Source organism: Phytohabitans aurantiacus (genome assembly GCF_027923225.1).
GTDB lineage: Bacteria > Actinomycetota > Actinomycetes > Mycobacteriales > Micromonosporaceae > Phytohabitans > Phytohabitans aurantiacus.
Genome location: NZ_BSDI01000024.1, coordinates 1 through 26,348 on the forward strand (window position 1 = coordinate 1; position 26,348 = coordinate 26,348).

The window sequence follows — 26,348 nt, forward strand, 5'->3', positions numbered from 1 at the left end:
ATTTCGGCTAGCTACCGCGGCCCTGCCCACCCCGACCAAGCCACCAAAACCCTCCCGACCCGGCCCAGGCCGCCCCAAAGGATCGAAGAACAAGTATCCCCGAACCCGCCAACCCGTGATCAGGAAAGGCCGACCCGCCAACACCGGCCACCCCAAACGCCGCAACCCACCAGCCAACACCACCCAACAGCCTTAAATCCCCAGCGGGCGGGGCGTGGCGACACGCCGTCGTGGTCGGGCGGCGCGTGGCGGGCGGGCAAGCCGCGCTAGCGGGCGGCGTGGGTGTCGACGGCGGCAAGCCGGGCTGGCTGGGTGGCGCACTCGCGCCGTCGCCCGCGATCGGCGTCGCCGATCAAGGGGTTTGCATGGACCAAGGGCGAATGCTCGTGGATAAGCGATCGAACCGCGTGCATTCGCCCTTGATCGGCGGGCGGGGGTGGCGAAACGCCGCCGTGGTCGGGTGGCGCGGGCGTCGGCGGCGGGAAGCCGCGCCGGGCAGGTGGTGCCGGCGCCCGTGATCGGCGTCGCCGATCAAGGGCATTCGCATCGATCAAGGGCGAATGCTCGCGGATAAGCGATCGAACCGCGTGCGTTTGCCCTTGATCGACGGGCCGGGGCGTGGCGACACGCCGCCGTGGCGGCGCGGGGCCGGCGGGGGCGAGCCCGCGCAAGTCGGGCGGCGCGGGGCGGGCGGGGGCAAGCGCGCGCAAGTCGGGCGGCGCGGGGCGGGCGGGGGGCAAGCGCGCCAGCCGGGCGGCGCGGGCGTTGGCGGAGTAAGTCGCGCCGCCGGCGAGTGCTGAGCCGCTGGTCGTGACGTGGGGCGGGCATGAAGGCGGTCTATCGCTGGCTTGCCGGGTTGTATTCGACGGTGCGGGCGGCCGCGGCGGGAGGCTCGGTGGGTGTTGGCGCGGTCGTCGGGTTGGGCTGGGGGGTTGGTGATGGCGGGGTGGTGCGGGGCGGCGCCGGGGTGCGCGGGCGTGTCGGGGTGGGCGTGGGGGAGGCCGGCCGGGGGCGGGACGCGGACGGGGTCGGCGTGGGCGTCGCGGCCGGGGTCGCCGGGAAGGTCAGCCCGAAGCCGTACGCGAAAAGGGCCGGCTTGCCGTCGCCGGCGTTGATGGGTTGCTGCGCCGAGGCGCGCATCCACGTCATCGGCAGTTTGCCGGTCGGCGCGTAGTCGCCGAACAGTACGTCGGCGACGCCCTGCCCCTCGGTGCCGGGCAGCCAGGCGGCGACCAGCGCGTCCCAGTCTTTGAGGCGGCTCGTGACGTCGAGCGGGCGGCCGGAGACGAGGACCACCACCACCGGTACACCTGAGGCCCGTAGGCGGTCGAGCGTGCGCAGGTCGTCCTTGTCGAGTGCCAGCGCGCCCTTGCGGTCGCCCTTTGTGCCGGCGTACGGCTTCTCGCCGACCACCGCGATGGCCGCGCGGTAGGTGCGGTTGATGCCGGTGCCGTCCCGGTTGTACGTGATGGTCGCGCCGGTGCCGACCGTGGCGCGGATGCCCTGCAGGATGGTCGTGCCCTGGGTGATGGGCCCGCTGGCGCCCTGCGACGACATGGTCCAGCCGCCGGACTGGATGCCGATGTCGTCGGCGCTCCGGCCGGCCACGAAGATCTTGCCGCCGGTCTTGGCCAGCGGCAGCGTCTTGCCGTCGTTCTTCAGCAGCACCTGCGACTTGCGGACCGCCTCGCGGGCCACGTCGCGGTGGGCGGCGCCGCCGATGTTGGTGGTGAGCCCGCGGTCGCTGAGCGGCCGCTCGAACAGGCCGAGCTCGAACTTCTTGGTGAGGATGCGCCGGTTCGCGTCGTCGACCCGCTGCCAGGTGATCCGCCCGCCGTCGACCTCGGCGCGCAGCATCGCGACGAACTGCCGGAAGTCACCCGAAGCCGCGATCATGTCGATGCCGGCGTTGTAGGCGGCGGTGATGTCGGCGCCGGTGACGCCGGGCGCACCGTCCAGTTTGTCCAGTCCGGTGCCGTCGGCGAGCACGAACCCGCTGAACCGCAGCTCACCCTTGAGTACCTCGTTGACCAGCTTCGCGCGCTGCGGGCTCCAGCCGGCCAGCGACACCTGTACCGAACCGGCGCCCGCCGAGATGGCCGCCTGGAACGGCGGCAGGTGGATGCCGCGCAGTTCGGCCTCGGTGGTGCCCGCGCCGTCGCCCAGGTACTTGGCGGTGGCGAGCACCGCGGCCGGGTCGTTCAGGGCGGGGCCCTGGAGACCCTGCACGATCGACGTCATCGCGGCCGGGATCTCGGGCTGCTCGCCGAACGACTCGTAGGTGCGACCGGAGCGGTCGTCGCGGGCCACGCACAGGCAGGGCGAGAACGTCCAGTCGACGCCGGTGCCGGCCAGCTCTTCGGCGGTCGCCCGGCCGACCCGCCGCACCAGCTCCGGGTCGCGGGTCGCGCCGAGCCCGATGTTGTGCGGGAAGACTGTGGCGCCGCGCACATTGTTGTGCCCGTGCACCGCGGTTGTGCCGTAGATCACGGGGATCGACAGGGCGGTGGTGAGGGCGGTGCGCTGGATGCCGTCGTACATGTCGGCCCAGCCGATCGCGCTGGGGTCCGCGGGCAGGGAGTCCGGGCCCGAGACGATCGAGCCGATCCGGTACGAGGCCACGTCGTCGGGGGTGGTCAGCGCGGCCCGGTCGACCTGGATGAGCTGCCCCAGCTTGTCTTCCGGCCCCATGCGGGTCAGCAGGTCGTCGACGCGGAGCGCGACCGGCTTGCCCGGATCGCGGTAGGGGAGCACCGATGTGCTGGCCTTGGCTCCGGCGCCTTTGCCCGGCCCGATCATGTCCAGCGCCGACGCGACGAGGGTGGCGGCGGTGAGCACGAGGCAGGTGACCGTGAGGCCGATCATCGTGCGGCCGTGCCGGTCGAGACGAGCCGCCAGCCGGTGGCTGCGCGGGCCCTCCTTACCAGGTGCGGACATGCAGGAACTCCCTTGTGACTGAGAAGATGCCCGTACCCGCAGTGATCAGAATCTATGATACTCAACCCGAAGGTCAAGAGTGTCCCGGCGTACCCTTGCCGCCATGGGATCTGGGGTTGGTAAAGGCGACGAGGTCGCCGACTTCGAACTGCTCGACGAGACCGGTGCCGCGCGGCGGCTCAGCGAGTTCCTCGCCAGTGGGCCGGTCGTGCTGTTCTTCTACCCGGCCGCGATGACCCGCGGCTGCACGGTGGAGAGTTGCCATTTCCGCGACCTGGCGGCCGAGTTCGCCGAGGTGGGCGCGCACCGCGTCGGCATCAGCCGCGACAGTGTCGAGAAGCAGCGGCAGTTCTCCGAGATGCACGGCTTCGACTACCCGCTGCTGTCGGACCCTGACGGTAAGGTGGCCGAGCAGCTGGGTGTGAAGCGCAAGCTGCCGCTCGGGCCGCTCAGCACCAAGCGGATGACGTTCGTGATCGACACGGATCGGCGTGTGCTCGAGGTCATCCACAGCGAGGTCAGCATGAACGACCATGCCGACCAAGCCCTGACGGTCCTGCGAGCACACGCCACCCGCAGCTAGCGGGCCGACGCCGCCGCGTGGTCGTGCGCGCGCTGGAGCGCGCTGAGGAAGGTCTCGACGGGCTGCGCGCCGGAGACGCCGAACGCGCGGTCCAGAACGAAGAAGGGCACGCCGGACGCGCCCAGCGTCCGTGCGTCGCGGATGTCGGCGTCGACCTCGTCGCTGTACTGGTCACCGGCCAGCACCTTGCGCACCTCGGCCTCCGGCACGCCCACCTCGGCGGCCAGGCCGGCTAGCGTGTCGGAGTCGTTGAGGGTGGCGCCCTCGACGAAGTGTGCGTGCAGGAAGCGCTCGTGCGCCTGCGGGCCCAGCCCGTGCGCCTTGGCCAGGTGCGTGACCCGGTGCGCGTCGTACGTGTTGACCACGCGCGCGCGGTCGAAGTCGAACGCCAGCCCTTCGCCGGCGGCGACCGCCTTGACCTGCCCGGTCATGCCCTTCGCCTGCTGCGGCGAGCCGCCGAACTTCTTCGCCAGGTACTCGTATGTCGAGGTGCGCTCGCCCTTGGGGTACGAGGGGTCGAGCTGGAAGCTGCGCCACACCACCTCGACCTCGGCGGCGTGCGGGAACTCGGCGAGCGCCTTCTCCAGGCGTCGCTTGCCGATGTAGCACCACGGGCACACGACATCGGACCAGACTTCGATGAGCACGGTGATCGCCTTTCTAGCAGTACCGGGGTTACCAGCAGTTTCCGTCCGCGCAAACGGGCGCGTCCTCGGTGTCCAGCACGATCAGGCCGGTCGGCGCGGGCGCGGGCATATCCGGCTCTGGCTCGACGGTCTCTGGCTCCGGTCCCGCGGTGACGCTCATCGACTCCCCTTGGTTACTTCTTGTGCGTAACACCATCATGCGTCAGCATGGAGGCAACTGTAAGGAGGCACTTCCATGTCCGCTACGCACACCGGTGTACCCATCACCGACTGCCCGGTCCGCGAGGTGCTCGACCGGATCGGTGACAAGTGGAGTGTCCTGATCATCGTGCTGCTGGGGCGGCGCACCCACCGGTTCAGTGAGCTGCATCGCGGGATCGAGGGCATCAGCCAGCGCATGCTGACGCTGACGCTGCGCGCGCTGGTCCGCGACGGGCTCGTCAACCGCACCGTGTACGCCAGCGTGCCGCCCCGCGTCGAGTACGAGCTGACCGACCTCGGCCGCACGCTGCTCGACATCCTGACGGCCCTCGAAGAGTGGGCGAACACACACCGCGACGACATCCGCGCCGCCCGCGACCGCCACGACCACGCCCCGGTCTGACCTCGGGCGCTATGGGCTCTGACCTCGGGCGCTACGGGCTGGGCTGGCGGATCGCCTCGCCCGCGATCTCGATCCGGACCGTCTTGCCCACCAGTACGCCGCCGCTCTCCAGGGCGACGTTCCAGAGCAGTCCGTAGTCCTCCCGGTCGATCTCGGCCGTGGCGCTGAAGCCGAAGATCTCCTGGCCGTACGGGTCACGGCGGGCGCCGCCGAACTCCACCTGCAGGTCGACGGGCCGGGTGACGGCCTTGACGGTCAGCTCGCCAGCGAGCACGAACCGGCCCGCCGAGCGCTGCGGCGCCGGGTCGGCACCGGTACCCAGACCTCGCTTGTGCGCCTTCAGTCGCGCCCAGAAGAAGATCGGATCCTCGGTTTCGTACCGTTTGACCCCGGTGCTGCGGTACTCCAGCGTCGGGTAGGTCGCGACGTCGAGGAAGTCGGCGCTGCTCAGGTGGGCGTCCCGGTCGACGTTTCCGGTGTCGATGCTCGCCGTTTCGATCGTCGCCGCCACGGATGACGCCAGCGGGTCGTCGGCCACGTCGATCCAGGCGGTCGCCGCCGTAAACTCGCCGCGGACCGGGCTGACCATCATGTGCCGCGCCAGGAAACCGATCCGCTTGTGGGCGGGATCGAGCAGATAACTCCCCGGCGCCGGGATGGTCAAGCCCTCCCACATCCGGGTGGCAGGACCGGTCACCGTCTGAACCCCCACTCCCCACGTACCCCGAGCCCAGCATAAAGAGGCAGGTCAGGGCGGTGGCGAACCGGCGAAGGGCGGTCGTGACGCTTCTCACCAGCCCTTCGCTCGATCAGGCGGGTGGCACCGCGATCCGGTCGCACAGCGCGTCGAGGTCGACGGCGTCCGCACCGCGGCCGTGTGCCGCCGTGAACCGCCGGCCGCCCAACGCCGACCTCGCGGCCGCGACGGTCTGGTCGATCAGCGGCGTGAGGGCCGCCGGTACCGGACGGCGGCGCACCGCCCGCCCGGCCCCGATCAGTGCCGCGGCCGCGTCCGGGTCACGCCGCACGAGGTACCACGCATGGGTTTGAAGGGCGTCCGCGAGCTCGTCGCGGTCCCGGTTGTCGTGCCGCAGCGCCTCGCGCAGCCCGCGGCGGGTGGCGTCGCGGGCGGCGGCCAGCTCGCCGGCGGCGTGCAGGGCGACGCTTCGCCGGAGGTCCACGACGGCGGCGGTGCGGCGGTCGTCGCCGGCGTCGAGCAGCGCGGCGGCCCGATCCATCGCGGCCAGCGCCGTGGAGGGAGCGGCCCCGCCACGCATCAGCGCCAGCCCGCGGGTGGTCTCGGCCACCGCCGCGAGCCGCGTGTAGCCGGCGGCGAGCAGCAACTCGGCCGCTTTCCCGCCCTGGTCCACCGCGTTCGCGGTGTCGCCCATCTCCAGTGCGACCTCGGCCAGGTTGAACAGGGTGCGGCCGCGTTCCAGGGGACCGGCGCCCGCGCGGCACTTGGCCTCCAGCGCCGCCCGTAGCTGCCGCTGGGCGTCGCGCGGGCGGCCCAGCTCGACCGAGATCGACGACAGGTTGTTTAGCACCCGGCCGATCAGGCCGACGTCGCCCACGCGGCGGGCCTGCACCAGCGCGGCCCGCATCCGGGCCCGCGCCAGCCGCGGCTGGCCCCGCTCCACCGCCGCGTGCGCCAGCAGGCTCAGCGCGGCGGATCTCAGCTCCGGGTCGGTGGCCGCCTCCAACCCCCGGACGCCCAGGTCTTCGGCGTCATCGAGGTCGCCGCGCAGTACCGCCAGCTGGCCGGCCCTGACCCAGCCCGCGGCCATGCCGGCCGCCGCCACCCGGCACAGCAGGTCGCGCCCCTCCGCCAGCCGACCGGTCGCCTCGTAGAAGCGGTGGATCGCGTGGATGGCGCCGGGATCGACCAGGCCGGGCTCGTGCGCGAGGGCCCAGGCGATCGCGGCGCGGACGTTCGCGGCGTCATGGTCCGGCACCGGCGGGCCGGACCCGTCGATGGCGCGGCGCAGCCGGTCGAGGAAGTGCGCAGCGACCGCGCCCATGACGGGCGTCCGGTCCGGGCCGTCCGCCAGCTGGCGCGCTGCCAGCTCGGCCACCGCGTCGGGCAGCGTGTACCGGGTGGTGCCCCCGCCGTCGACCGAGCGGACCAGGTTGATGTCGACGAGCTCGGTGAGCGCGTCCAGCAGCCACTCGCGGTCGCGCTCCATCGCGGTGGCGGTCGCCTCGACGGCGTCGAGCGCGGCACCGCCGGCGAACGCGCCGAGCCAGCGAAACAGGGTGCGGCCGGGCGCCGTCACCACCTCCAGGCTCGCCTCGATGGCGGCGCGCAGCGAACGGTGGCGGGGTGGGAGGTCGCGAGCCCCGTCCGTGAGGACCTGCAGGCGGGAATCCAGCCGGGCGGCCAGTTCCACCGGATGCAGCAGCCGCACCCGGGCGGCCGCCAGCTCGATGGCCAGGGGCAGGTAGCCGACCCGCTGGCAGATGCCGGCCACCGCTTCGGCGGTGTCGCCGGCCCGAGTGTCGCCGGCTCCAGCGTCGCCGGCCCCAGTGTCGCCGGTCTCGATCTCGTCGGTGAGCCGGAGTTCGGGGCGGGCGGCCGCGGCGCGCCGGGCGAAGAGGGCGATGGCGGCCTGGGGATCCAGCGGTCGCAGGGAGACGACGCGTTCGTCGCGTACCCGCAGGGGGCGCTGGCTCGTCACGACGACGGTCAGCCCGGGACAGCGCCGGACCAGCGTCGCCAGCACCGGGGCGGCCGCCACCAACTGCTCGAACCGGTCCAGCAGCAGCACGAGCCGCCGGTCGCGCAGGTGAGCGGCGATCCGCTCCACGGGCGGCAGCGCGGAGGTGCCGCAGCCCAGTGCCCCGGCGATCAGCTCGTCGACCAGTTCCGGCTCGTACACCGCCGACAGGTCGAGCGTGCGTACGGCGAGCCCGGTTCGCGGGGCGAGCGTGGCGGCCAGCTCGGTGGCCAGCCGGGACTTGCCCACCCCGGCCGGCCCGGTCACGGTGACGAGCCGGTACCGGGCCCCGGTGGCCAGGTCCGCGAGGGCCGCCAACTCGCGGTCCCGGCCGATCAGGTCACCGGGCACTGTGGACGGCACGGCCGGTACCGGTGGCGCGTCCCGTGCCGGGACCGGGCGGGCCGCGGCGAGAAAGGCGCTCAGGTCGTCTCCGGCCAGCCCCAGCGCGGCGGCCACCGCGCGTACCGAGTGGGCGCGGGGCGTCCGGACGCCCCGCTCCAGGTCTCTGATCGCCCGCTCGCTGAGGCCGCAGCGCTCGGCGAGCTCCCGCTGGCCAAGGCCCGCCGCCGTGCGGTGGCGGACCAGCAGCTCGCCGAGCGCGCCGGTGCGTGCCGGCGCCACGCCCGCTCCCGTCGTCGTCACCCGGTAACGGTAGGCAGCGATGCCGGTCAGTCCTTGCGATACATCGCTTTCCCGACAGCGGGACCGGCGACACCGGCAGTTGGCCGGAAGTTCCGGCCGGCGCCGGGTCGGATCCGGGCACGGCGACCGCATCGTGGTTCCGGTCCGGCCGAGCGGCACGGGCGGTAGGGGGAGAGGAATCTAATGGCAGGCAGGCGCAGGATCAGGCTGCTGCTGGCGTTCGTCGTGGGGGCCGGCGCGCTCGTCCCGGTGGCGTCGGGACAGGCGGTGGCCGCGGTGGAGCCGGGGCGGCCGAGCTCGGGCGCGTCCGAGCTGTCGGCGGAGGCGCGCGTGATGAGCACGGATCACGGTGCGGCCCTGGAGGCGTACTGGACGGAGGAGCGGCGAGCCACCGCGGAACAGGTCGAGCTGCCGACCCTGACCGAGGAGGAGGCGGGCCGCGGCGAGCAGGAGCCGGCCGGCGAGCCGGGGCGCTCGGTGCGGCGGCAGGCGTCACCGCCCGGCCCGCGCCCGGTCGAGGACCCGTCGGCGGTGTCGGGCTTCGGCGACCTGGGGCAGCCGTGGCCGTACCGGGGTGACGAGCCGGCCACCACCATCGGCCGGGTGTACTACTACGACGCCACGGCGAAGAAGAACAAGTGGTGCTCCGCCACGGTCGTCGACGCCGACAGCAACCGTCTGGTGTGGACAGCGGGACACTGTATCCACGGTGGAGGGTCCAGCAAGAAGTGGCACCAGAACTGGATCTTCTACCCGCACTACCGCAACGGCGTGGACCCGGCATACGGGTGGTGGTACGCCGAGCAGCTGTGGTCGTGGAGCAAGTGGATCGACGGTGGCAACTACAGCTACGACTTCGGTGCCGCCGTCATGGCTCCCAAGCCCGGGGGCCAGCGGATCGCCAGCGTCACCGGCGGCCAGGGGTTGGCGTGGAACTACTCGAAGAACGGGTACGTGCACAACTTCGGGTATCCGGCCGAGTGGCCCTTCAACGGCATGACGCTCCAGTACTGCTTCGGCGGCACCTGGGCGAGCGGCGCTGACGTCGGCATGAAGTGCAACATGACCGGCGGTGCCAGTGGCGGGCCGTGGCTGGGCTGGTTCGACGGCTGGAACGGCTGGGTCAACGGCAACAACAGCTACAAGATCACCTGGGATCCGACCCGGATGTTCTCGCCGTACTACGGCAACGCGGTCGGCAACCTGTACTCCAGCGTGCAGTGGCGCTGACGTTCCCTCAGTGATCAGGGCGTCCCCCAAGTCGTTCTAGCGACTTGAGGGACGCCCTGATCACCATGGGTGGGGTCAGCAGGCGCAGGTGGGGGCGCCGATGGGGGCGGTCAGCGGGTCGGGGGCGGAGCTCTGGATGCCGAGCGCGGTCTGCACGGGCAGGCCCTCACGGGACCAGTACTCGAAGCCGCCGATCATCTCCTTGACCGGGTACCCGAGTCGAGCGAACTCCAGCGCCGCCCGCGTCGCGCCGTTGCAGCCCGGCCCCCAGCAGTACGCGACCACGGTCGCGCCGGCGGGGATCTCCCGGGCGGCCCGAGCCGCGATCTCGCGGGTGGGCAGGTGGAGCGCGCCGGGCACGTGGCCCTGCTGCCAGGCCTCGATGCCGCGGGAGTCGACGACCACGACGCCGGGCACGCTGGCGGTCAGGTCGGCGTGGACGTCGCTGACGTCGGTCTCGAAGGACAGGCGGGCGGCGAAGTGGGCGACCGCGGCGGCGGGCGAGGCCGCCGGCACCGAAAGCACGTTGGACATGACATGAGCATGCCGGCGGCGGGTGGGGACCGCCCAGTGGCGCGAACGACGATGACCGCTAAGATACCGCCATGCCCGCCGCCACGCGCCCCGCCGCCGGACTCACCGTCTCGGTGCTCGCCTACGAGGGGATGTCCGTCTTCGAGACCGGCATCGTCACCGAGGTGTTCGGCCTGCCCCGGCCGGAGTTCGACGTGCCCTGGTACGACCTGGTGCTGTGCGCGGAGCGGCCCGGTCCGGTCCGCGTGCTCGGCGGTGCCAGCCTGCACACGCCGCACGGGCTCGACGACTTCGCCGCCGCCGGCACCGTCATCGTGCCTGGTGTGCCCGACGTGAAAGCCGACCCGTCGCTGGCGCTGGTCGACGCGCTGCGACAGGCGCACGAGCGGGGTGCCCGGGTGTTGTCGATCTGCTCGGGGGCGTTCGCGCTGGCCGCCGCCGGGCTGCTCGACGGGCGCCGGGCGACCACGCACTGGCGGTACGCCGACCGGCTGCGCCAGCGCTACCCGGCCGTCGACGTCGACCCCGACGTGCTGTACGTCGACGGCGGCGACGTGCTGACCAGTGCCGGCAGCGCGGCCGGCCTCGACCTGTGCCTGCACGTGGTGCGGCGCGACCACGGCGCCGCCATCGCCAACGCGGTCGCCCGCCGCCTCGTGATCCAGCCGCACCGTGACGGCGGGCAGGCGCAGTTCGTCGAGGCGCCGGTGGCCGCCGACCCCGACGACGACCGGGTGGCGGGCAGCATGGCGTGGGCCCTGGCCAACCTGAGCGACGCGATCACGGTCGAGACCCTCGCCCGGCGCGCGCACATGTCGCCGCGCACCTACCTGCGGCACTTCGCCCGCGCGACCGGTACGTCACCGATCCGGTGGCTGGTCAATCAGCGGGTACAGGCCAGCCTGGCCCTGCTGGAGACCACGCGGGCGCCCGTCGAGGAGATCGCCCGCGCGGTCGGCTTCGACACCCCCGTGACGTACCGGCACCACTTTGGACAGACGATGAAAACGTCACCGACCGCCTACCGCAAAGCCTTCCAAGTCAGCGGCGCAGCAGGACGTCGAGGTTGACCGTGTCGGCCATCGCCTGGCATCCGGCGTCGTTCGGGTGCAGGTGGTCGCCGCTGTCGTACTGTGTCGCCAGCGCCTCCGGGTTGCCGGGCGCGCCCAGCGCCTTGGCGAAGTCGAAGACACCGTCGAACTCACCGCTGGTGCGGATCCAGTGGTTGACCGCGCGCCAGGTCGCCAACCGCTCCGGCGTCTCGATGAACGAACCGCCGAACGGGGTGATCGTGGCGCCGTAGATGCGCAGCCCCTGCGCCTTTGTCTGCGCGATCACCTGCTGGTACCCGGCGATCATCTCGTCGGCGCCCGCGCTGTATCCGATGTCGTTGACGCCCTCGAACAGGATCACGGACTTCACGCCCGTCTGCGCGAACACGTCGCGCTCCAGGCGGGCGAGCGCCGGCACGCCCCAGTACGGCTCGCCGTCGCGCGGTGCGAGCAGGCGGTTGCCGCCGAGGCCGGCGTTGACGACGGAGAGGGTGGAGCCGCGGCGCGCGTTGAGGCGCCGCGCGAGGTCGTCCGGATAGCGCTTGTTGGCGTTGCCGCTGGTCGCGGACGTGTCGGTGATGGAGTCGCCGAGCGCGACGACGGTGCCGGTGAACCGCGACGAGGCGCGCACGTCGATGCCGTCGACCAGCATCCAGCACGGTATCGACGAGTAGCCCTCGCCGGTGGGTGACAGCGCCCGGTCGCCCGCGGCGAGGAAGTTGCCCTGCGCGGTGAACGGGTGGTTGGTGACCGGGCCGGTGGCCTCGGGCACGTAGACGCTCACCAGCAGCGTGCTCAGCGCCGCCACCGACAGCTGAACCGGATCACTGAGGGCCCGCCCGCCGGCCGCGACGGTGACGCTCGTCTTGCCACCGAAGGTCAGCTCGCGCACGGTTCCCGGTACCACAGCCGCGTCAGCGCCCTGGACCGCGACGGACGCGCGGCCCACGCGCAGTGCGGTGGCCCCGAAGGTGTTGGTCACGCGCACGCGGACCGCGCTGCCGCCCGCGGCCAGGAAGGCGACGTTGCGGACTGTCTGGTCAGTCAGGCCCTTGCCGGCCGGGCAGTCGGGCATCCACGGGATCTCGCTGCCGGCCACCGGGCTCGGTGCCCAGCCCGCGACCCAGTTGCCGCCTCCGCCTCCGCCGCCGGCGGCTCCAGTGCCCACAATGGACGGAGCACTTCGGACGGCGACCACCGTCGCGGCCACGGCAAGCGCGGCGAGTAGGGCCGCACCGAAGCGGCTGCTCGACTGGGTCACGGCCTCACCTCCAGCACACGGCGAGCCCGGCCGAGCCGGCCCGCCACATCGACTGCGATAGATTACCTTAACCGGTCAAGGGGAGAGCCGGTCAAGGGCTGAGCCAGCCAAGGGAGAGAGAAGGCGCGCCGCCGGGGAAGCGGGCCCTTCCCCGGCGGCGGCCCGGTCAGCGATAGGTGAGATCGGACGAGGTGTAGAAGCAGTTGGTACTGTCGGCGCCCGTGCCGACCTGCGTCGGCTCGTCGCCGGTGTTGTTCCCGTTGTACTTGCGGCAGATCACCATCGCCCGGCTGGAGTCGCCCACGATCGTGATGCCGCTGAAGCGCGCCGTGTCGCCGTAGTTGACGTTGATGCCGGCGATGGTGTTGCCGGGCCGGGTCAGCGTCACGTTCCGGATCACCACGTTGCGCCGCGTCTGCGTGGAGCAGTTGCCGCACGAGCGGTAGAAGGTGCCGAAGTTGCTGGCCTGGAAGTTCTGGATGGTCAGCGTGCCGGGCCCGTTGTGCTGGAAGACCTTGTCGCTGGCCGCCCGGGCGCCGCCGCCGTCGACGAGGAAGGCGGGGGAGCCGCTGCCGCGGAACGTCGCGGCGTCTTCGCCCACGTCTTCCCACCACACGTTGCGCAGGGTGCAGGGGCCGCTGCAGTGCACGCCGTCACCGGCGGGTGCGCCGATGATGACGTTGGAGAGCGTGGCGCCGGGCGCGAGCTCGAACACCGGGTCCTGGCTCTCGTCCTGGTCGCCGTCGCCGACGCAGCAGTACCGCCGCATGCCGCCGTCGAGGCCGCTGGCCGGTACCTGGATGGTGCCGTTGACGTTGACCTGCCCGGTCGGTGTCGGCCACGTGCCGGTGGTGGGCGGCGGGGCAGTCGTGGGCGGTGGAGTGGTCGGCGGGGCGCCGGTCGTCGGGTTCGTGCCCGGCGTGGTCGGTGTGGTCTGGCCGGTACAGGTGACGCCGTTGACCGCGAAGCTGGCCGGCACCGGGTTGCTGCTGTTGTTCCACGTGCCGTTGAAGCCGAACGAGGCGGTCGCGTTGGTGGCGAGGTTCGCGTTCCAGCTGACGTTGGCGGCCCGTACCGAGCTGCCGCTCTGCGTGAAGGTGGCGTTCCAGCCCTGGCTCACCGTCTGCCCCGCGGTGAACGTCCAGGTGACGGCCCACGAGGTGAGCGGGTCGCCGACGTTGGTGAGTACCACGTTGCCGGTGAAGCCGCTCTGCCACTGCGAGCCGACCGCGTAGCTGACCCGGCAGCCGACGGCCGCCTGTGCCGCGCCGGCCGTGACGATGACGCCGGCAGCGGCGAGCGTGGCCGCCGCGGCGGCCGAGGTCCACAGCGCCAAGCGGCGCCGTCTGTGGAGCATGTCTTCTCCCTGGGGGTGACGTGCGTGCGGCCCGTAGCCTGCGACACCGCTGCCCAGTCGGTGCCGTGGCGGGCCGGGGTCGGTCACATCTCGCCCGGCTCGGCAAACGCTTTCCCCAGATGGAAGCACAGACGCTGATCAATGTAAAGGGAAGGCTTGCTCGGTGACGTCGTCGACCAGTTCCACATAGTCCGAGCCGTACACGCCCGGCTCGACGATCCGCAGTACCAGGCAGAACCGCTGGTCCGCGCCGTACCGGCGGTGCAGGTCCCGGTAGCGGGTCGCCAGGTACCGCGCGGCCGCCAGGTTCGTCGGCGCTGTCTGTCCACCCAGGACGAACACCGGGCGCCCGCCCGCCGGACCCCAGGCGCGGGCCAGGAAGACGTATTCCACGCGGTGCCGCTCGCGCCGGTAGGTGGTCGTGCCGACGGAGAACTCCACCGACCTGGTCTCCGGGTCGAACGGCGTCACCTCGATGCCGCGCAGGATCGACCGCAGGTGCGCGGCGGTGCGCGCGTTGGCGCCGGGCCCGCCCACGCAGAACTCGGTGAGCCGGCCGATGCCCTCCGGCAGGTCTTCGGCCGGTACCAGGTCGGCCCGGCCGCCGCAGTCCCGCGCGATGGTGGCCAGCTCGACCAGCGCCGCCACGTCGCCGCGGTGGACGCTGAGGTGGTGCGAGGAGGACGCGTGGCGCGAGACCGCCAGCTGGCAGGCGGTGCCGTCGTCGATGCCGAAGAAGGCGCGCTTGCGGGCGAGCCGCAGGTGGCCCCGCACCCGCTGTGCCAGCCAGACGGCGGTGCCGGCGACGACGCTGGCGAGGAGGTTCACGAACAGATCACGCACGCGGACATCCTGCCGTACGGAGGCGAGGGTGCCATATGTGCTGATTTGCTGTGTGTCGAGATGGAGGGTGTGCTTATGGTCGGCCTGACACGTGAGGAGGCACGATGGGACGCAGGAACAGCTCGGAACAGGCCTGGGCGACCGGTGGCATGGTGTTCGCCGCCACGATGCTGGTGATGGTGGGCGTATGGCAGGTGTTCGTCGGCATCGCCGCCATCGCCGACGACGGCTTTCTCGTGGCCGTGCGCGGATACACGTACGAGATCGACACCACCGCGTGGGGCTGGATACACATCGCCCTCGGCACGCTGGTCATCGTGACGGGATTCTTCCTGTTCACGGGCGCCGCGTGGGCGCGCGGCGTCGGTATCGCGCTGGCGGCCATCTCCGCGATCAACAACTTCATCTTCCTGCCGTACTACCCGCTGTGGGCGATCGTGGTGATCGCGCTGGACGTGTTCATCATCTGGTCACTGGCCACAGTGGACACCGAACGGCTCGCCGCGCGGCGGGAGGTCGCCGCCGGCGGCTACTACGAGACGCCCCGCAGCGGTGAGCGCTGGCCGACCAACCGGCCCTCGACCGGACGCGTGGACGAGCCGGCCACCGCGCCCGCCCCCGAGGGGATCACCAACACCCCGCCGACCGGGCAGCGGTAGCCGTGTCCGCGACGATGCCGTACCAGACGGGATACGCCGTCTCCGCGCCACCCGAGCGGCCGAGCGCCTGGCTTGGCCGCGCGCTGTTCTGGTTCGCCCTGCTCGCCGGGGCGATCAGCGTCGTGGTCGGCATTTTCATGCTCGTCTGGCCGGACGCCACCCTCGGCGTCGCAGCTGTCCTTTTTGGACTGTGGCTGCTGGTGCACGGCGTGGTCCGGATCGTCGAGGCGGTGGTGGCGACCTCGGCCAATCCCGGCGCGCGGGCCCTGTCGGGCATCGTCGGCGTGCTGTTCGTGGTCGCCGGGGTGCTGTGCCTGCGCGACCTGCTGGTCTCGCTCGCCGTCGTGGTGACGCTGATCGGCCTGTCCTGGCTGGTCGCCGGCATCATCGAGATCGCGCGCGCCGTCGCCGGCCCGGGCAGCGCCGCCGAGCGGACCCTGGGCGCCGTGCTGCCGGGCGTGATCGCGATCCTGGGCGGCGTCGTGGTGCTGGTCTGGCCGGACATCACGCTGCTCACGATCGTCTACATCACCGGTATCTGGCTGATCGTCATGGGCCTTGTCCAGGTGTACCTGGTGCTGCGCGCCCGCAAGGCGGTACGCGACCTGATCACCTGAGCCTCGCCAGCGGTTCACCGCGCGTTCGTCTCGCGTTCTCAGCGAGTTGGCGTCCGGTTTTGAGCTGGCGTTGAGGTCCCGCCTGTCTCCTCTTCGATGTCACCGCGACTGGGGAGAGGGGCGTCGATGCGGTTCAGGCTTGGCCGGCGGTCATCGCCGGCGGTGCGGCCGCTGCCACCGCTGGAGGAGGCGCCACCGCTGGAGGAGGCGGCGGCGGACGCTGGTCACGCGCTACGGGCACCGAGCAAGCTGCACGCGTTCAACCGGTACGAGATCAAGTACCTGGTCGATCGCTCCATGGTGGACGAACTGCGGCACGAGTTCGCCGCGCGGATGGACCTGGACGCCCACGCCGCCCGCGCCGGGTACGGCGTCTGGAGCGTGTACTACGACACTCCGAGCCTGCGCTTCTACTGGGAGAAGATCGAGGGCCTGCGGTTCCGGCGCAAGCTGCGGCTGCGGCACTACGGAGACCGGTTCACCGTCGACGACGACACCCCGGTGTTCGTGGAGATCAAGCAGCGGGTCAACCGCGTGACGCAGAAGCGCCGCGTGCGGGTGCCGTACCGCCAGGCCCGCGAGCTCTGCGACCAGCGGCAGATGATCGAGTACCCGTGGACCGGGCACGGCTTCCTCGAAGAGGTGCTGGGCCTCGTCAACGGGCTCGACCTGCGGCCGGTCGCGATGACCGGGTACCAGCGGGAGGCGTTCATCGGGCGGGACGCCGACGTGGGGCTGCGGGTCACCCTCGACCACCGGGTACGCGGCCGCGACCGCGACTTCCACTTCGGCGCCGAGGCCGAGAACCGCCTCATCATCCCGGCCAGCCGGGCCGTGCTCGAGGTCAAGGCCAACGACCGCGTGCCGTACTGGCTGACCGACCTCACCGCCAAACGCAACCTGTCCGTGGTTCGCGTGTCCAAGTACTGCCAGAGCGTCGAGGCGTTCGGGCGCGCGCCCAGATCCGTCTTTCACGTGCCAGAGGAGAACTGACCACTATGGACTTCAACGTCCAGGACCTGTCCGGCACCTTCAGCGTCGGCGACATCGCGATCGCGTTGGCGCTGTCGTTCGTGCTGAGCAGCGCGATCGGCTGGGTGTACCGGGCCACCCACCGCAACGTGTCGTACAGCCAGTCGTACGTGCAGACGCTCGTCATCCTCGGCATGATCATCTCGCTGATCATGCTGGTGGTCGGCTCCAACATCGCGCGGGCCTTCGCGCTGGTCGGCGCGCTGTCGGTGATCCGGTTCCGCAACGCCATCAAGGAGACCCGCGACGTCGGGTTCATCTTCCTGGTGATGGGCGTCGGCATGGCCTGCGGCACCCGGTTCTACACCCTGGCCGTGGTCGCCACGGTCGCGATCTGCCTGGCCGTGGTCGTCATGCAGCGCTTCAACTGGTTCCAGCTCAACGTGCAGCGGCAGGTCGTCAAGGTGCAGGTGCCGGCCGACGAGGACTACACCAGCGACATCCAGGACGTGCTGATCCGGCACACCACCGAGTTCGAGCTGGTGAGCATGGAGTCCATTCGCGGCGGCGCGATCACCGAGTTGCTGTACACGGTCAAGCTGCGCAAGGGCACCGAGCCCAGCACGCTCATCGCCGCGCTGCGCGAGCGCACGTCCGGCCAGCGGGTCACGATCCTGACCGGCTACGACCAGACCGACCTGTGATGAAGCGCCGCCGTTTTGTTTTTAAGGGGCTGAAGCACCGGGTACCGGTGCGGCTGCGGCATCACTGGAAGGTGGTCGCCGCGTGCGGCGCGTTCTTCGCCGTACTCGTCGGGCTGGTCGGCACCAGCAGGGTCGCGCCCATCGTCACCAGCGACGAGCGCGCCGACACCGACGTGGTCACGCAGGACGTGGCCGGCACCGTCGACCTCTTCGACACCGGCAGGACGCACGAGATCACGCTGTCGTACTCGCAGGACGACTACGACCGGATGGTCGACCAGTTCTGGGAGGACGGGGAGAAGGAGTACGTCGAGGCCGACATGGTGATCGACGGCACCAGCCTGGACAGCGTCGGCATCCGGCTCAAGGGCAACTCGACGCTGTCCGGGGTGACCCGCGACGGCGAGAGCGCCCCGCGCGGCCGTGGCGGACCCGGCGGCGGCGTCGGGCCCGCCGGCGGTGCCTTTCCCGAGGGCGGCCCGCCCGGCGGTTTCGAGGGCGGCCCGCCTGGCGGTTTTCAGGGTGGGCCCGGGGGCGGGTTTCGCGGCGGCGGCATGGGCTCGTCGCTCAAGGTCGAGGAGCCGGAGAACCTGCCGTGGCTCATCAGCTTCGACGAGTACGTGGAGGGCCGGCGCTACCAGGGGCGGTCCGAGATCGCGGTGCGCCCCGCCAGCGGCATGGGAGGCAGCACCGCCCTGACCGAGTCGGTCGCGCTGAACCTGCTCGCCCAGTCCGGCGAGCCCAGCCAGCGGTACACGAACGCGACGTTCACCGTCAACGACCGGCCCACCGTCATCCGGCTGCTCGTCGAGCACCCCGACCAGGCGTACGCCGAGGACCTCGCCGGCGACGGCGTGCTGTACAAGTCGCGGGCGAGCGGCCAGTTCGCCGACCAGGGCGACGACCCGACCGACTACCAGGACGACTTCGACCAGCTCAACAAGAAGGGCAGCCAGGACCTCCAGCCGGTGATCGACCTGATCCAGTGGGTGGAGAAGTCGTCCGACGAGGAGTTCGCGGCGGGGCTCGCCGAGCGGGTCGATGTCGAGTCGTTCGCCCGGTACGTCGCGTTGCAGAACCTGCTGCTCAACTTCGACGACATGGCGGGACCGGGCAAGAACTACTACCTGTACTACAACCTCGACACCCGTCGCTTCACGGTGCTGACCTGGGACCTCAACCTCGCGATGCGCGGCGACGCGACACAGGGCCCACGCGACGCGGGCGGCTTCGGTCGGCCCGGCGGCGCTGCTCCGCAAAGGCAGGGTGGGGGAGGACCCCGCATGGGGCACGCCCTCAAGGACCGGTTCCTCGCCTCCCCGGCGTTCACCGAGGTGTACGACACCGCGTACCGCGACCTCTATCAGAAGCTGTACGCCAGCGGCGCGGCCCTGGCGGCGGTCGACCAGGTCAGCGCGGGCCTCAAGGCGGCCGGCACCGATGTCACCGCCGAGGCCGCGAGCCTGCGGACCCTCGTCGAGAACCGCGCGAAGAGCCTGTCGACCGACAAGGTCGTCACTGGGCAGGCAGGGTGATCACCGGGTAGCGGGCAGGTCGATGGTGTGTGCCGAGCGGGTCGCCTTCGCGGCGAGGTAGCGCACGTTGGCGGGCGAGACGTGCACACCGGTGGGGACCCGCTCGACCACCGTCACGCCCAGCTGGTCGAGCTGCTCCTCCTTGTCGGGGTTGTTGCTCAGCAGCGTCACCCGCTCGACGCCCAGCGCGCGCAGCATCTGGGCCGCCGCGGTGTAGTCCCGCTCGTCCTCGCCGTGTCCCAGCGCGACGTTCGCCTCGTACGTGTCGAGCCCGCCGTCCTGCAGCGCGTACGCGTCCAGCTTCGCGTACAGGCCGATGCCGCGCCCCTCCTGCCGCAGGTACAGGACGAAACCGCCCGATTCGGTGATCCGCTCGACGGCCTCGCGCAGCTGCGGGCCGCAGTCGCAGCGCTCGCTGCCGAACACGTCGCCGGTCAGGCACTCGCTGTGCGGGCGTACGAGCGGGGTCGCCGCGCCGCGCCAGTCGCCGAGCCCGAGCGCCAGGTGCTCCCGCCCGTCCGCGAGCCCCTCGAACGTGAACACCCGCGCGGTGCTGGCGTACCCGTCCGGAAACCGTAGCGGTACGGTCACCTGGCGGCGGACCGCGGCGCCCGGAGCCCGTCCGACCCCGGTGAGCTGGCGCGTTTGAAACATCGGCTCTCCCTTAACGTGAGCAAGATTGAGTACGAGTCCGGTCCGGCCCGAGGGGAGGCGCGAGCGGTGGTCGAGCGACCGTACGTCCTGCTGAGTTGCGGTATGTCGATCGATGGTTACCTCGACACTGCCACCGGGCAGCGATTGCTGCTATCCAACGACGCCGATTTCGACCGGGTTGACGCGGTACGTGCCGCTTCTGACGCGATCATGGTCGGCGCCGGGACGATCCGGCAGGACAACCCTCGGCTGCTCGTGCGCTCGGCGGCCCGCCGCGACGACCGGGTGGCCCGCGGCCTGCGCCCGAACCCCGTCAAGGTCACCGTCACCAGCCGCGGCGAGCTGGACCCCGCCGGGCGGTTCTTCGCCGGTGACGCCGAGAAGCTCGTGTACTGCGCGAGCGCCGCGTTCGACGCGGCCCGCGAGCGGCTCGGCGATCTCGCGACGGTGGTCGACGGCGGCGACCCGGTGGACCTGCGGCGGATGCTCGCCGACCTGAACGCTCGCGGCGTCCGCAGGCTCATGGTCGAGGGCGGCGAGCGCGTGCACACCCAGTTCCTCACCGCTGGCCTCGTCGACGAGTTGCACCTGGTGGTCGCGCCCTTCTTCGTCGGCGACTCCCGGGCGCCCCGCTTCGTCGGCGACGGCGCGTTCCCGTGGAGCCCGGACCACCGCGCGACGCTCGCCGAGGTACGGCAGATCGGCGACGTGGTGCTCCTGCGCTACGCACTGTCCGACCGTTTCCCCGCGTAGGCCAGCTCCCGCCCCCCAACCCCGTGATCAGGGCGTCCCTCACGTCGTAAGAGCGACGTGAGGGACGCCCTGATCACGGGGGCCACGGAAGGCGCCACCTGCGGCGGCGCTGCCTTCCGTGGCCGCGCCGCAGCCCAGCGGTACAGCAGCACGGCCGCGCCCGGCAGGCTGGCCACGAACGCCAGGACGCCGTAGACGACCGCGATGGTCAGCCCCAGGGACGGGCTGAGTCCGGCCGCCCCGAACGCCCACGCGGTCACGCCCTCGCGCGGCCCCCAGCCGCCCACGCTCAGCGGCAGCACCATCGCGAGCAGCGCCATGATCATCAGTGGTGCGAGGGTGGTCAGCGGTGCCGTGGAGCCGGCGGCCCGGGCCGCGACCAGGAACGTCGCCAGGTGCCCGGCCAGCACGATCGTGGACGCGAGCACGACGCCCGGCCCGGTGGTGGGGGAGAAGAGGCCGCGCCGCACGTCGACCAGGCTGGTACGCAGGCCGCGCGCCCACCGCGACGCGCCCCGCCACGGCCGCAGCCACGCGAGCAGCCCCGCGACGGCGACCACGGCGACGAGCGCCACCACGCCGGTGTGCACATCGGGCAGCAGCCGCGTCAACGACGGTATGGGCGACGGCAGCGCGAGCAGCAGCCCCAGCCCGGCGGCGACGAACACCACCATGCCGGCGGTACGCTCCAGCACCACCGCCCGGACGCCGCGCCCCACGTCGCCGGCCTCCTGACCGTGCCGGACCGCCCGGTGCACGTCACCGAGGATCCCGCCGGGCAGGGCGGCGTTGAGGAACAGCGCCCGGTAGTAGTCAGCGACAGCCGTGCGCAGCGGCAGGTCGATGCCCAGGCCGCGCGCCACCAGCCGCCAGCGCCACGCGCTGAACACCGTGGTCAGCAGCCCGATCGCACCGGCCGCGAGCAGGGCGCCGCCGTCGATCACGTGGAGCCCGGAGACGAACGCGCTGGTGCCCAGCCGCCACCCCAGGAGCCCGAGGATGGCCAGCCCGCCCAGCAGTCGAACCCACGCCCACACCGTTCGCCCCATGACGCCTCATACGTTGAGCCGGTCGTCCGGGTTCATTCCGGATCGGCCAGCAGATCGCTGTGATGGACCAGGACGCCCAACTCGCCCGCCGCGATGGCGTCGAGCCGGCGCTCCAGGTACCCCTTGGACGGCCCGACCAGGGCGGGCTCCTGCTCGCAGGCCGCGCCGACCCAGCCGCGCAGCCATTCGGCGGTGAGCGCGCCGGTCGCGGAGCCGAGCCGCCACGGGCTCGGGCTGACCCGCACCGACACGCTCAGCTTGCCGAACGCGCCGGCCGTCGCCTCGACGGCGTCCGGCCCGAGCAGTCGCCGGCCGCCGGTGCTGCGCCGCTGGTGCGCGTTGAACGCGGCCGCCAGGTCGGCGTCGAGATCCTCGGCCGGGTCGAGGTCGACCCGGCCGGTCACCGACAGCGTCAGCAGCGCCGGGCAGCCGGCCTCGACGCACGCGGCGACCAGCCGGTCGACCTCGTCGGCGGTGAGCAGGTCGAGCAGCGCCGACGTGGTGATCAGGTCGGCACCGGCCAGGTCGGCGGCGGTCAGGGCCGTGACGTCCGCCTGTACCGCCGAGGCGGTCACCGGCGCGGGCAGGCTCGCCGTGGCGATGCTCTCGGTGGCACGGTCGAGCAGCGCCGGGTCCTGGTCGTACAGCACCCAGTGCTGCGGGCCGTCCAGCAGCGGCGCGAGCCACCGTGCCATCGAGCCGGTGCCGCAGCCGAGGTCGCGGATCACGGGCCGCTCGACGCCGGCCAGCCGCTCGCGTACGGGGTCGAGCAGGTCGGCAGCGCGGGCGGCGGCGTCGGCCGGCTCCCGCAGCGCCAACCACTCGGGGCTGAAGCTCATGTCGGTCCTTTCCATAGGCGGAGGCCATCCAGTACTCCAGCCACCGCGCGCACGGTGGCGTCCCAGGTCGGCAGGGTGTCGCGGCGGGCCCGGGCGGCCGCCCGGAGCCGTTCGCGCAGGTCAGCGTCGGTCAGCCAGGCCCGCAGAGCCTCCGCCAAGGCCGCCACGTCGCCCGGCGGGACCAGCCTTCCCGGTACCCCATCAGCAGCTTGACCCAGGGCCTCCGCGACGCCGCCAACGGCGGTCGCGAGGACCGGCACGCCGCGCGCTAGGGCTTCCGTGACCACCATGCCGTAGGTCTCCGCGTGCGACGGCAGGACCAGCAGGTCGGCGGCGGCGTAGCCGGCGTCGAGCGCCGCGCCCGCGAGCGGGCCCGCGAACCGCACCCGCTCGCCCAGGCCGTGCGCCTCGACCAGCCGCCGGACCCGCGCGGTGAAGGCGGCGTCGCGGTCGAGCGCGCCCGCGAAGGTGCAGCTCCATCGGGTATCGCTCAGCGTGCCGAGCGCCTCCACCAGCACGTCCTGGGCCTTGCGCGGGGTCACGGCGGCGACGCACAGCAGCCGCCCGCCCGAGTCGGACGGGACCGCGAGCGGCGCCGGATCGACGCCCGGCGCGGCGGCGTGCACCCGGTCCGGCGCCAGCCCGTGGTGCTCGACCAGCCGCGCGGCGGTCCAGTCGCTCGTCGCGATCACGGCGGTAGCGGCACGCAGGGCGCGCCGCTCAAGAGCGTCCAGTCGCGCGGCGGCGTCCGCCCGCAGGCCGGTCTCGTCGGCGAGCGGCAGATGCACGAGTACCGCCAGCGGCAGCCGCCGGACCGCTGGCTCGACGACGTCCGGCACCCCGCACGCGACGAGCCCGTCGACCAGTACCGGCGCACCGTCCGGTATCGCGGCGAGCGCGCCCGCGAGCCGTGCCTTCTCCTCTGGGGAGGGCGATGGCCAGCCGCCTTCGACGGGCAGCTCGGTCACCCGCCAGCCGGCCGCCGCCAGGCCCGCGCACACCCGCCGGTCGTACCGGTTGCCGCCGCTCGGCGCCGCCAGGTCGTCCACGCCGCCCGGCAGGATGGCGTAGACCCTGCTCACCGCTCTTGCTCGCCGGAAATCACAGGCTCAGCTCGTAGCTCGCCCACGCGATATGCGACTCGTGCAGCGTCACCGTGATGCCGGTCAGGCCGCGAGCGCCCTCGCCGAGCACGCCCGCGCGCACCTTCTCGGCCAGCCGGTCGGCGACCACCTTCGCGAGGGCCTCGGTCGAGGTGTTGACGCCGGCGAAGGCGGGCTCGTCGTCCAGGTTGCGGTAGTTGAGATCGGCGAGGACGCCCGCCAGCTCGGTCGAGGCCGCCCCGATGTCGACCACGATGTTGTCGGCGTCCAGCTCGGGCCGGCGAAACGTGGCGTCCACGACGAACGTGGCGCCGTGCAGCCGCTGCGCGGGCCCGAAGACCTCGCCCCGGAAGCTGTGGGCGACCATCATGTGATCCCGGACCGTAACGCTGAACAAAGATTTACCCTTCCGCGTCGGGGTACGTAACTAGGTGACACAGCGCCGGCAGCTCACCGGACGCCAGGCGGGGCAGCACGTCGGGCAGCTCCGCGAAGTCGGACGCGCCCGTGATCAGCGCGTCGAAGGACGGGTCGGCGAGCAGCTCCAGGGCCAGCGCCAGCCGGTCGGCGTACGTGCGGCGACCCCGCTGGGCAGGCGACACCGTACCCACCTGGCTGCCGCGCACCACCAGACGCCGGGAGTGGAAGTGCTCACCCAGAGGGAGGCTCACCCTGCGGTCCCCGTACCAGCTCAGCTCCACGACGGTGCCCTCCGGCGCGAGCAGCTCCAGCGACCGGGCCAGCCCCGCCTCGGTGGCGCTGGCGTGCACCACGAGGTCGCAGTCGCCGGCCGCGCCGTCCGGATGGCTGAACGCCACGCCGAACGCGGCCGCCACCGCCGCGCGGCTCGGATCGGTGTCGACAAGCTGCACCCGCGCGCCGGGCAGCCTGGCCAGTACGCCCGCCACCGAGCAGCCCACCATGCCCGCGCCCACCACCGCGATCCGGTCGCCGACCAGCGGCGCGGCGTCCCAGGCGGCGTTCACGGCGGTCTCCACCGTGCCCGCGAGCACCGCCCGCGCCGGCGGCACCCCGTCGGGCACCACGGTGACCGCCTCGGCGGGCACGACATAGCGGGTCTGGTGCGGATACAGGCAGAAGACCGTGCGACCGCGCAGGTGGGGCAGCCCCTGCTCGACCAGGCCCACGTTGAGGTACCCGTACTTGACCGGTCCGGGGAACTCGCCCTCCTGGAACGGGGCGCGCATGGCGGCGTGCTGGTTGACCGGTACGCCGCCGCGGAACACGAGCGTCTCCGTGCCGCGGCTCACGCCCGAGTAGAGGGTGCGCACCAGGACCTCACCGGGGCCGGGCGCCGAGACATCGACGGGACGGATCTCGCCGTGGCCGGGGGAGCGGAGCCAGAACGCTCGGCCACGCAGCGTCATCGGCTTCCTTTCCCCGACCGGTGAACCGAACCCGGCCCGCTCTCGTTTCCCAGGTGGGCTCCGGTAACGATACGCGGCGCCCCGGACGGAGGAATCTTGACAGTCAGTGAACGTACCGTCGCGGCGCCGACCGTCGACGGGCCCACTATCGGTATGGCCGTCCAGTTCGTCCTGTTGGGTGCTCTCGGCGCGATCGTCGGCCTCGGTACCGCCGGCTGGCTGACGGGTACGGCGTACGCGCTGGTCACGTGTGCGCTGCTGACCCGGGCGCTGCGCCGCTCCGGCACCCACCTGCTGGGCCCGGCCAACCAGGTCACCCTCGCACGGGCGACCCTCGTGGGCGGCGTGGCGGCACTCGTGGCGGACTCGGTCTTCACGCCAGCGTCGGTCGGGGTACTGGTCGCCCTGGCCAGCGTGGCGCTCGCCCTCGACGGCGTCGACGGCCAGGTGGCCCGGCGCACCGGCTCGACCTCGGCGCTCGGCGCGAGGTTCGACATGGAGGTCGACGCGTTCCTGGTACTGGTGCTGAGCGTCCTCGTGGCCGGCACGCTGGGCTGGTGGGTACTGGCGATCGGCGCGTTCCGGTACGTCTTCGTGGCCGCCGCGTGGGTGGCACCCTGGCTGAACGGCACGCTCCCGCCCCGCTTCTCCCGCAAGACCGTGGCGGCGGTGCAGGGGATCGCCCTGGTCGTGGCGGCGGCTGGCGTACTGCCGGGGGTGTTGGCGTTCGCGCTGGTGGGGGCGGCGCTGGCGTCGTTGGTGTGGTCCTTCGGGCGCGACGTGGTGTGGCTCTGGCACCACCGCTACACCTTGACCCCAACCCCCGCCTGACCCCCGTCCCGCGCGCATCGCGCTGTGCGCGTCCCGCTCCCGGCGCGCGCCGCGCTTCCCGCGCGCCGCGCCGCTCTCCGCGCGCCGCCCCCTCTCCCCGCCGATCAAGGGCAAACGCACGTGGTTTGATCGCTTTTCCGCGTGCGTTCGCCCTTGATCGATGCGAATGGCCTTGATCGGCGGCCGCTGCGCCGCGCGCTGGAGCGATCGGTCATGGCTGCGGCAAACGCGCGGTCCGAACCCGAGCATGCGCGGGCCTTACGCTGAATATCCACGGGCGTCGATGTTTGTGGTACGGTGGTCGCGCTTGGGGAGGCTGCCATGGCCGCGATCACCACCTGGTTACCGTTCGCGGCGCGCGCCCGGGTCGGTCCGGTGCCGTTCGCGCCCGGCGAGCGCGCCATCCACACCGCCGCCACCGCCGACGGCGCGGAGGTGGTCGCTACCGACCGCGCCCTGTATCACCGCGACCTTCGCCTCGGCTGGGAGCGCATCGCTCGCGCGACCTGGGAAGACGGCCATGGCCTGGTGTTGACCGGCTGGTCACCCGACGTCCCGCCGCGCACCGTCCTGCCGCTGCCCGCGGCAGCGCCGCTGCTCGCGCTCGCACGCGAGCGCATCGCGTGGACGACGCTGGCCATCACGCGCGTCGAGCTCGGACCGCACCGCACCGTCCGCGTGTCGGTCCGCCGCTCACCGGGTACCGGTGGCTTGTTGTGGCTCGTCGACGGCGACCCGGGCCCGGCGCTCGACGCCGCGCTCGCCCGACTCCGTGCCGATCTTCTTCCCTGGTCGCCGACCTGACGGGCGAGTTCGGTCGCACCCGTGGCGGCA

Annotated in this window: 27 protein-coding genes; 12 read left to right on the forward strand and 15 right to left on the reverse strand. The window is 72.3% G+C overall.

All coding sequences use genetic code 11. The annotated features are described in order from the left end of the window. Window positions 1-837: 837 nt before the first annotated feature. The gene (locus QMG73_RS23700; protein WP_281899113.1) at window positions 838-2,937 is read right to left on the reverse strand and encodes a glycoside hydrolase family 3 protein; all 2,100 of its coding nucleotides are present in this window, start codon (window positions 2,935-2,937) and stop codon (window positions 838-840) included. Between the two features lie 103 nt (window positions 2,938-3,040). On the opposite strand from QMG73_RS23700, the gene QMG73_RS23705 reads away from it, so the two are divergent. Continuing rightward, complete coding sequence (locus QMG73_RS23705; protein WP_281899115.1) at window positions 3,041-3,520, forward strand: peroxiredoxin; 480 nt, start codon at window positions 3,041-3,043, stop codon at window positions 3,518-3,520. Here the strand turns inward: QMG73_RS23705 and QMG73_RS23710 are convergent. Further along, window positions 3,517-4,167, reverse strand: coding sequence for a DsbA family oxidoreductase (locus tag QMG73_RS23710; protein ID WP_281899117.1), 651 nt, complete (start codon window positions 4,165-4,167; stop codon window positions 3,517-3,519). The genes QMG73_RS23705 and QMG73_RS23710 overlap by 4 nt on opposite strands. Window positions 4,168-4,195: 28 nt before the next feature. Continuing rightward, window positions 4,196-4,327, reverse strand: a complete 132-nt coding sequence (locus tag QMG73_RS23715; RefSeq protein ID WP_281899119.1) for a hypothetical protein — start codon at window positions 4,325-4,327, stop codon at window positions 4,196-4,198. A 75-nt stretch (window positions 4,328-4,402) separates the two neighbouring features. Between QMG73_RS23715 and QMG73_RS23720 the strand changes: the two genes are divergently transcribed. After that, a complete protein-coding gene (locus tag QMG73_RS23720; protein WP_281899121.1) occupies window positions 4,403-4,771 on the forward strand; it encodes a winged helix-turn-helix transcriptional regulator in 369 nt (122 codons plus the stop codon). A gap of 31 nt (window positions 4,772-4,802) precedes the next feature. Here QMG73_RS23720 and QMG73_RS23725 read toward each other — a convergent pair whose 3' ends face one another. After that, window positions 4,803-5,447 (reverse strand): YceI family protein, encoded by a 645-nt coding sequence (locus tag QMG73_RS23725; protein WP_281899303.1) that lies wholly within the window; start codon window positions 5,445-5,447, stop codon window positions 4,803-4,805. A 133-nt stretch (window positions 5,448-5,580) separates the two neighbouring features. Then, a complete protein-coding gene (locus QMG73_RS23730) occupies window positions 5,581-8,133 on the reverse strand; it encodes an ATP-binding protein (RefSeq protein ID WP_281899123.1) in 2,553 nt (850 codons plus the stop codon). 183 nt (window positions 8,134-8,316) lie between these two features. Between QMG73_RS23730 and QMG73_RS23735 the strand changes: the two genes are divergently transcribed. Next, the gene (locus QMG73_RS23735) at window positions 8,317-9,363 is read left to right on the forward strand and encodes a trypsin-like serine peptidase (RefSeq protein WP_281899125.1); all 1,047 of its coding nucleotides are present in this window, start codon (window positions 8,317-8,319) and stop codon (window positions 9,361-9,363) included. Between the two features lie 75 nt (window positions 9,364-9,438). On the opposite strand, the gene QMG73_RS23740 is transcribed toward QMG73_RS23735, so the two are convergent. Then, window positions 9,439-9,897 carry a rhodanese-like domain-containing protein gene (locus QMG73_RS23740; RefSeq protein WP_281899127.1) on the reverse strand — a complete coding sequence of 153 codons (459 nt, stop codon included), beginning with the start codon at window positions 9,895-9,897 and terminating at the stop codon, window positions 9,439-9,441. Window positions 9,898-9,968: 71 nt separating this feature from the next. Here QMG73_RS23740 and ftrA point away from each other — a divergent pair, with 71 nt between their 5' ends. After that, the gene (ftrA, locus tag QMG73_RS23745; protein ID WP_281899128.1) at window positions 9,969-10,967 is read left to right on the forward strand and encodes a transcriptional regulator FtrA; all 999 of its coding nucleotides are present in this window, start codon (window positions 9,969-9,971) and stop codon (window positions 10,965-10,967) included. Here the strand turns inward: ftrA and QMG73_RS23750 are convergent. The 3 genes from QMG73_RS23750 to QMG73_RS23760 all read right to left on the reverse strand — a co-directional run bounded on the left by QMG73_RS23750 (window position 10,939) and on the right by QMG73_RS23760 (window position 14,410). Beyond that, entirely contained in the window at window positions 10,939-12,210 is a 1,272-nt protein-coding gene (locus QMG73_RS23750; RefSeq protein ID WP_281899130.1) for an SGNH/GDSL hydrolase family protein, read from the reverse strand. The two genes, ftrA and QMG73_RS23750, sit on opposite strands and share 29 nt — an antisense overlap. 166 nt (window positions 12,211-12,376) lie before the next feature. Then, the gene (locus QMG73_RS23755; protein ID WP_281899132.1) at window positions 12,377-13,567 is read right to left on the reverse strand and encodes a pectate lyase; all 1,191 of its coding nucleotides are present in this window, start codon (window positions 13,565-13,567) and stop codon (window positions 12,377-12,379) included. 138 nt (window positions 13,568-13,705) lie between these two features. Continuing rightward, window positions 13,706-14,410: a hypothetical protein gene (locus QMG73_RS23760; protein WP_281899134.1), complete on the reverse strand. Its 705-nt coding sequence runs from the start codon at window positions 14,408-14,410 to the stop codon at window positions 13,706-13,708. Between the two features lie 104 nt (window positions 14,411-14,514). Here QMG73_RS23760 and QMG73_RS23765 point away from each other — a divergent pair, with 104 nt between their 5' ends. The 5 genes from QMG73_RS23765 (at window position 14,515) to QMG73_RS23785 (ending at window position 18,897) form a co-directional block, all read left to right on the forward strand. Then, window positions 14,515-15,069: a DUF7144 family membrane protein gene (locus tag QMG73_RS23765; RefSeq protein ID WP_281899136.1), complete on the forward strand. Its 555-nt coding sequence runs from the start codon at window positions 14,515-14,517 to the stop codon at window positions 15,067-15,069. Window positions 15,070-15,071: 2 nt separating this feature from the next. Beyond that, window positions 15,072-15,686, forward strand: a complete 615-nt coding sequence (locus QMG73_RS23770) for an HdeD family acid-resistance protein (RefSeq protein WP_281899138.1) — start codon at window positions 15,072-15,074, stop codon at window positions 15,684-15,686. Window positions 15,687-15,812: 126 nt separating this feature from the next. Then, complete coding sequence (locus QMG73_RS23775; RefSeq protein ID WP_281899140.1) at window positions 15,813-16,679, forward strand: polyphosphate polymerase domain-containing protein; 867 nt, start codon at window positions 15,813-15,815, stop codon at window positions 16,677-16,679. A 5-nt stretch (window positions 16,680-16,684) separates the two neighbouring features. Further along, complete coding sequence (locus tag QMG73_RS23780; RefSeq protein WP_281899142.1) at window positions 16,685-17,362, forward strand: DUF4956 domain-containing protein; 678 nt, start codon at window positions 16,685-16,687, stop codon at window positions 17,360-17,362. Beyond that, on the forward strand, window positions 17,362-18,897 hold the full coding sequence (locus QMG73_RS23785; RefSeq protein ID WP_281899144.1) for a CotH kinase family protein: 1,536 nt from the start codon (window positions 17,362-17,364) through the stop codon (window positions 18,895-18,897). Before QMG73_RS23780 ends, QMG73_RS23785 begins: the two co-directional genes overlap by 1 nt. Here the strand turns inward: QMG73_RS23785 and QMG73_RS23790 are convergent, their stop codons facing one another. Beyond that, window positions 18,898-19,551 carry a GTP cyclohydrolase II gene (locus QMG73_RS23790; protein ID WP_281899146.1) on the reverse strand — a complete coding sequence of 218 codons (654 nt, stop codon included), beginning with the start codon at window positions 19,549-19,551 and terminating at the stop codon, window positions 18,898-18,900. A gap of 66 nt (window positions 19,552-19,617) precedes the next feature. Between QMG73_RS23790 and QMG73_RS23795 the strand changes: the two genes are divergently transcribed. Then, a complete protein-coding gene (locus QMG73_RS23795; protein ID WP_281899305.1) occupies window positions 19,618-20,304 on the forward strand; it encodes a RibD family protein in 687 nt (228 codons plus the stop codon). On the opposite strand, the gene QMG73_RS23800 is transcribed toward QMG73_RS23795, so the two are convergent. The 5 genes from QMG73_RS23800 to QMG73_RS23820 are packed head-to-tail and all read right to left on the reverse strand — an operon-like array spanning window position 20,274 to window position 24,683. After that, entirely contained in the window at window positions 20,274-21,353 is a 1,080-nt protein-coding gene (locus QMG73_RS23800; protein WP_281899148.1) for a lysylphosphatidylglycerol synthase transmembrane domain-containing protein, read from the reverse strand. The genes QMG73_RS23795 and QMG73_RS23800 overlap by 31 nt on opposite strands. A gap of 32 nt (window positions 21,354-21,385) precedes the next feature. Continuing rightward, window positions 21,386-22,192 carry a class I SAM-dependent methyltransferase gene (locus QMG73_RS23805; protein ID WP_281899149.1) on the reverse strand — a complete coding sequence of 269 codons (807 nt, stop codon included), beginning with the start codon at window positions 22,190-22,192 and terminating at the stop codon, window positions 21,386-21,388. Further along, window positions 22,189-23,274, reverse strand: a complete 1,086-nt coding sequence (locus QMG73_RS23810) for a glycosyltransferase family 4 protein (protein WP_281899150.1) — start codon at window positions 23,272-23,274, stop codon at window positions 22,189-22,191. The genes QMG73_RS23805 and QMG73_RS23810 overlap by 4 nt, the downstream gene beginning before the upstream one ends. A gap of 19 nt (window positions 23,275-23,293) precedes the next feature. Continuing rightward, the gene (locus tag QMG73_RS23815; protein WP_281899151.1) at window positions 23,294-23,692 is read right to left on the reverse strand and encodes a 6-pyruvoyl trahydropterin synthase family protein; all 399 of its coding nucleotides are present in this window, start codon (window positions 23,690-23,692) and stop codon (window positions 23,294-23,296) included. A 4-nt stretch (window positions 23,693-23,696) separates the two neighbouring features. Next, window positions 23,697-24,683 (reverse strand): zinc-dependent alcohol dehydrogenase, encoded by a 987-nt coding sequence (locus tag QMG73_RS23820; protein WP_281899153.1) that lies wholly within the window; start codon window positions 24,681-24,683, stop codon window positions 23,697-23,699. A gap of 96 nt (window positions 24,684-24,779) precedes the next feature. Here QMG73_RS23820 and QMG73_RS23825 point away from each other — a divergent pair, with 96 nt between their 5' ends. Next, entirely contained in the window at window positions 24,780-25,514 is a 735-nt protein-coding gene (locus QMG73_RS23825; protein ID WP_309299519.1) for a CDP-alcohol phosphatidyltransferase family protein, read from the forward strand. Window positions 25,515-25,835: 321 nt separating this feature from the next. Then, window positions 25,836-26,318 (forward strand): hypothetical protein, encoded by a 483-nt coding sequence (locus QMG73_RS23830; protein ID WP_281899155.1) that lies wholly within the window; start codon window positions 25,836-25,838, stop codon window positions 26,316-26,318. The last annotated feature ends 30 nt before the right edge of the window (window positions 26,319-26,348 follow it).

Excerpts from the sequence above, each read along its gene's own strand:
- QMG73_RS23755 (WP_281899132.1), bottom strand. The coding sequence starts at position 13,567 with ATGCTCCACAGACGGCGCCGCTTGGCGCTGTGGACCTCGGCCGCCGCG.
- QMG73_RS23790 (WP_281899146.1), bottom strand. The coding sequence starts at position 19,551 with ATGTTTCAAACGCGCCAGCTCACCGGGGTCGGACGGGCTCCGGGCGCC.
- QMG73_RS23820 (WP_281899153.1), bottom strand. The coding sequence starts at position 24,683 with ATGACGCTGCGTGGCCGAGCGTTCTGGCTCCGCTCCCCCGGCCACGGC.
- QMG73_RS23780 (WP_281899142.1), top strand. The coding sequence starts at position 16,685 with ATGGACTTCAACGTCCAGGACCTGTCCGGCACCTTCAGCGTCGGCGAC.
- QMG73_RS23720 (WP_281899121.1), top strand. The coding sequence starts at position 4,403 with ATGTCCGCTACGCACACCGGTGTACCCATCACCGACTGCCCGGTCCGC.
- QMG73_RS23715 (WP_281899119.1), bottom strand. The coding sequence starts at position 4,327 with ATGAGCGTCACCGCGGGACCGGAGCCAGAGACCGTCGAGCCAGAGCCG.
- QMG73_RS23705 (WP_281899115.1), top strand. The coding sequence starts at position 3,041 with ATGGGATCTGGGGTTGGTAAAGGCGACGAGGTCGCCGACTTCGAACTG.
- ftrA (WP_281899128.1), top strand. The coding sequence starts at position 9,969 with ATGCCCGCCGCCACGCGCCCCGCCGCCGGACTCACCGTCTCGGTGCTC.
- QMG73_RS23785 (WP_281899144.1), top strand. The coding sequence starts at position 17,362 with ATGAAGCGCCGCCGTTTTGTTTTTAAGGGGCTGAAGCACCGGGTACCG.
- QMG73_RS23700 (WP_281899113.1), bottom strand. The coding sequence starts at position 2,937 with ATGTCCGCACCTGGTAAGGAGGGCCCGCGCAGCCACCGGCTGGCGGCT.
- QMG73_RS23800 (WP_281899148.1), bottom strand. The coding sequence starts at position 21,353 with ATGGGGCGAACGGTGTGGGCGTGGGTTCGACTGCTGGGCGGGCTGGCC.
- QMG73_RS23725 (WP_281899303.1), bottom strand. The coding sequence starts at position 5,447 with ATGTGGGAGGGCTTGACCATCCCGGCGCCGGGGAGTTATCTGCTCGAT.
- QMG73_RS23765 (WP_281899136.1), top strand. The coding sequence starts at position 14,515 with ATGGGACGCAGGAACAGCTCGGAACAGGCCTGGGCGACCGGTGGCATG.
- QMG73_RS23830 (WP_281899155.1), top strand. The coding sequence starts at position 25,836 with ATGGCCGCGATCACCACCTGGTTACCGTTCGCGGCGCGCGCCCGGGTC.
- QMG73_RS23805 (WP_281899149.1), bottom strand. The coding sequence starts at position 22,192 with ATGAGCTTCAGCCCCGAGTGGTTGGCGCTGCGGGAGCCGGCCGACGCC.
- QMG73_RS23775 (WP_281899140.1), top strand. The coding sequence starts at position 15,813 with ATGCGGTTCAGGCTTGGCCGGCGGTCATCGCCGGCGGTGCGGCCGCTG.
- QMG73_RS23735 (WP_281899125.1), top strand. The coding sequence starts at position 8,317 with ATGGCAGGCAGGCGCAGGATCAGGCTGCTGCTGGCGTTCGTCGTGGGG.
- QMG73_RS23740 (WP_281899127.1), bottom strand. The coding sequence starts at position 9,897 with ATGTCCAACGTGCTTTCGGTGCCGGCGGCCTCGCCCGCCGCCGCGGTC.